Raw genomic sequence first — 3,282 nt, 5'->3', positions numbered from 1 at the left:
TGAAGGTGTTGCAGCAGGATAACTGAAAAGAATTGATTCTCAAACACTTGTTAACGAAAAGTCCAGCTGCAGGCAGAAAGCCGAAAGGTAAAAACTGAAAGCTAAACCCTTAATAACCCTTATGTTATTGGTTTCCACTTTAGGGCTTTAGGTTTTTCCCTAATAACTGCCAAATCAGTGCTCATTTGCCAGCTTGTCGGCCTATAGATGCGGTGCCAAAAATGGGTTTTAACCAGGCGGTCCGAAAATTTAAATTTCATCAATTAATGGCTAAGGGCTAAAAAAGCTAAACCATCTAACTTAATGGTTATCAATAGGCAACTTTAAACAAATTATAAATTCGGCCTGGCAGTTGCCGGGAGTATGGCCGGTGTGTGTTTTTATCCTAATTTTGAATGGTACGCGAAACGGGACACTTTACTTACATCCCATTTATACTACATGGAACCAACTCATTAAATTCTGTAGAACGTAACGCGTATACTACCCATTTAATTCGGCTTGCAACCTGTTGATTCTTCTTTTTTGAAACATTAAAAAAGGTGGAGGATATTAGTATGTATTCTTATTCATTGTTAGAGCCCGGCTGTTTTTATTTGATACAGGAAAAAGAAGACGAACCTGTAACGCTTATTAAAATCACGGTAGAAACTGACCAATGCCTGTATATTACTCAATATGAGGATATGCCGGTGATGGTGTGGAAAAAGAAAAACGATCCGATTTTCGACATTCTGGAACTGTTGAGTGATGACAAAGTAAAAGAATGGGAAGCTGTTTATAATGACAGCACGGATGCCTATTATGAGGAAGAAGATGACGAATAATGAGGCTTAAAGTATAATGTATAAGGTTTAAAGTTGTTAACTCATTTTACATGCTTTCTCTTAGCAAAAAGAGAACTGCCCAAACATGTTAGAGTAACTACTTTAAACCTTATATTTTTTATACCTGTTACCATAAACTTTACCGTTTTTGCGGCTATTCTTTTCTCGCGGTTTTTTATGTAAGTTTGCTTAACCGGTTACCATATTGTTTCACTGTTCAGGGGGATTCAATTCGGTGAACCGGCGGTAAGCGCCTGATATGCTCCATACATTTTTTTACCAGTTTATCAGGTAAAATCATTACCGGTCAAATTACAGTAAGCTTAACACTTGCCATACAAACAAAATGGTTGAACTTTCGTTTCTGTAAAGTAAGTGCGTTATGAACCAAGCCCAGGATAAATACGGCCATACCCGGAAAGTGCTGCTGGTTATATTAAGTATACTGGCAGTGATACCATTGGCGCCTCTTATCAACCGCTATATTCCACCATTAATTCTCGGCGACTGGAACCTTGACCTTACGGTTTCCATTATTTTAGCCGGTACATTAACATTTCTCACACTCAGACTGTTCCGCTTTTTATTGCTTCCAGCAGTAGGTTTGCTCATATTGGTGCTTATTTATAATCAGTTAACCAATGGCTATGGCTTTGGCAATATGATCAGGGATTATAAAACCATGGTGCAGAATAATTGGGGCAAAAAGGAACAAAAGGAAATAGACCTGGTGTTACGGCCTACCTTTTTTGATGGCCCGTTAACCAAAACGGTAAAAACGCTTCAATCGAAAGTGATCGCTACCGATTCCGTGGTACGGAACTATTCCGTAAAATACTCACTGGAATCATTTGACGAATATTACCCCAAGTATGGCTCACAGGTACGGCTGTTATCGCTGTTCAAGCATATAAACAGCAACTTCAAGTATGTATCTGACTCGGAAAGGGATGAATACTTTGCCACCGCCCGGGAAACCATTTTAAACGGACTGGGGGGCGATTGTGATGATCACAGCATTTTAATGGTGTCGTGCATGAAGGCCATAGGCGCTCATTGCCGTATGATCTTAACAGATGGTCACTTATATCCCGAACTGCTGTGCGGCGATGAAAAACAGTTCGAGCTGATGCAACAGGCCGTTATTCACCTTTTTGGTAACGAAGCCATCGACAACATGTATTACCACGAACAAAACGGTCAATACTGGATCAACCTCGATTATACCGCCCGCTATCCCGGCGGACCGTATGTTAGCGAAACAGCCTACGCAATTATTAATTTATAAGCCCACTGCCTTTTAGATCTGAACATAATCAGGAATACTCCTGCTGAAAGGATTCTCCGATCTGTCAGCCAACGGTTGTGGCGGGGTTTTAATACCTTTTGTGAGGAATCCACAGATGGCCACGGGAAGGGCCACTAAGGAAGATAAATAATACACCAGGAAGTTATCGGTGGAGGTAGAAGTGCCAGGCAGGAAATAATCGAAAATATAAATAACAACAAAAGTTCCGTATTCAAAAAAAAGGGCTGCGTAGATCAACAGCAGGCCCTTTACGGGACCAGTCAGTTTGATCTGCTGTAATTTCAAAATGATCTCCCATACGATCACACTCAGCACAATTAGCAGCTCCCCGCCCAACACATATTCCAGCGCATCGGTATTAAAACCCCTGATACTGCAGTTTACAAGGCTTATAGCCAGTAAGGCCGGCGCCACTATTCTGATGAACTTTTTAACAACCGGGGAAGAAGAGGAGAAGTAAAATATAGAAAGTACTATAGGAATATCAAGCAGGTTATAGATAACGGTATATAGATCCAGCGCCGGGGGCGATAAATGCATATACTCAACCAGGTTGGCCAGTGCACCTATCAGCCAGTACAGGGCGAATAGCCTGAATGGGACCGCCGCCCACAGCTTTTTCATCAGCACAACAAGCATTGGGACGAAATACAATCCTACGGCCAAAACAGACACGATCTGGTATATAATACTTTTCGAAATCATGCAGAGAATTACATGCTAAAATCGCTAAAATACAGGATAATATTGCGCCTGTCGGGTTTTTCAGTAATTGTACTTTTGCCCGATCCTGCATAAAATACTGTACTTAAAAACGTGTTTACACAATCGTTTGCATAAGGGAATTTGTGAACAATTGAGCAGAATATAGCTATACCGCATTTTTTATCGTTTTAGCAGAAATTTCGGTTAAACAATTAAGTTATATCCGTATCAAACAACCGCTGTTTTTCCTTAGAGGGTTGCACATACTCCATTGTATTATTCCACCCTTTTTTTACACCTGTTCCTTCGCTAACAGTTTTCCCCTTTTTATTCACAGCAAAACCTATGCGTAAATTTTCCACTAAATTTGTGGTCAACCACCCCGGAAACAAGTCCCTATTACTGACTCCAAAACGGGCTTCCCGTTCTCCAGAATCGTAG

At 40.8% G+C, this 3,282-nt stretch carries 4 protein-coding genes; 2 read left to right on the top strand and 2 right to left on the bottom strand.

Annotation, left to right across the window (positions count from 1 at the left end; translation table 11 throughout):
* Positions 1–557 precede the first annotated feature (557 nt).
* Together ACJ751_RS29110 and ACJ751_RS29105 are read left to right on the top strand one after the other, a co-directional pair.
* Positions 558–827, top strand: a complete 270-nt coding sequence (locus ACJ751_RS29110; RefSeq protein WP_014217856.1) for a hypothetical protein — start codon at positions 558–560, stop codon at positions 825–827.
* Between the two features lie 382 nt (positions 828–1,209).
* Positions 1,210–2,115 carry a transglutaminase domain-containing protein gene (locus tag ACJ751_RS29105; RefSeq protein ID WP_407749059.1) on the top strand — a complete coding sequence of 302 codons (906 nt, stop codon included), beginning with the start codon at positions 1,210–1,212 and terminating at the stop codon, positions 2,113–2,115.
* Between the two features lie 12 nt (positions 2,116–2,127).
* Here the strand turns inward: ACJ751_RS29105 and ACJ751_RS29100 are convergent, their stop codons facing one another.
* Together ACJ751_RS29100 and ACJ751_RS29095 are read right to left on the bottom strand one after the other, a co-directional pair.
* On the bottom strand, positions 2,128–2,841 hold the full coding sequence (locus ACJ751_RS29100) for a hypothetical protein (protein WP_407749058.1): 714 nt from the start codon (positions 2,839–2,841) through the stop codon (positions 2,128–2,130).
* A gap of 212 nt (positions 2,842–3,053) precedes the next feature.
* The coding region (locus tag ACJ751_RS29095; protein WP_407749057.1) for a hypothetical protein at positions 3,054–3,282 on the bottom strand (229 nt) is incomplete at its 5' end.

The sequence above is a fragment of the Niastella sp. genome, from assembly GCF_045805085.1.
Taxonomy (GTDB): Bacteria; Bacteroidota; Bacteroidia; order Chitinophagales; family Chitinophagaceae; genus Niastella.
The sequence above is the reverse complement of the archived record's forward strand: the minus strand, read 5'-3'. Positions and strand labels throughout refer to the sequence as shown.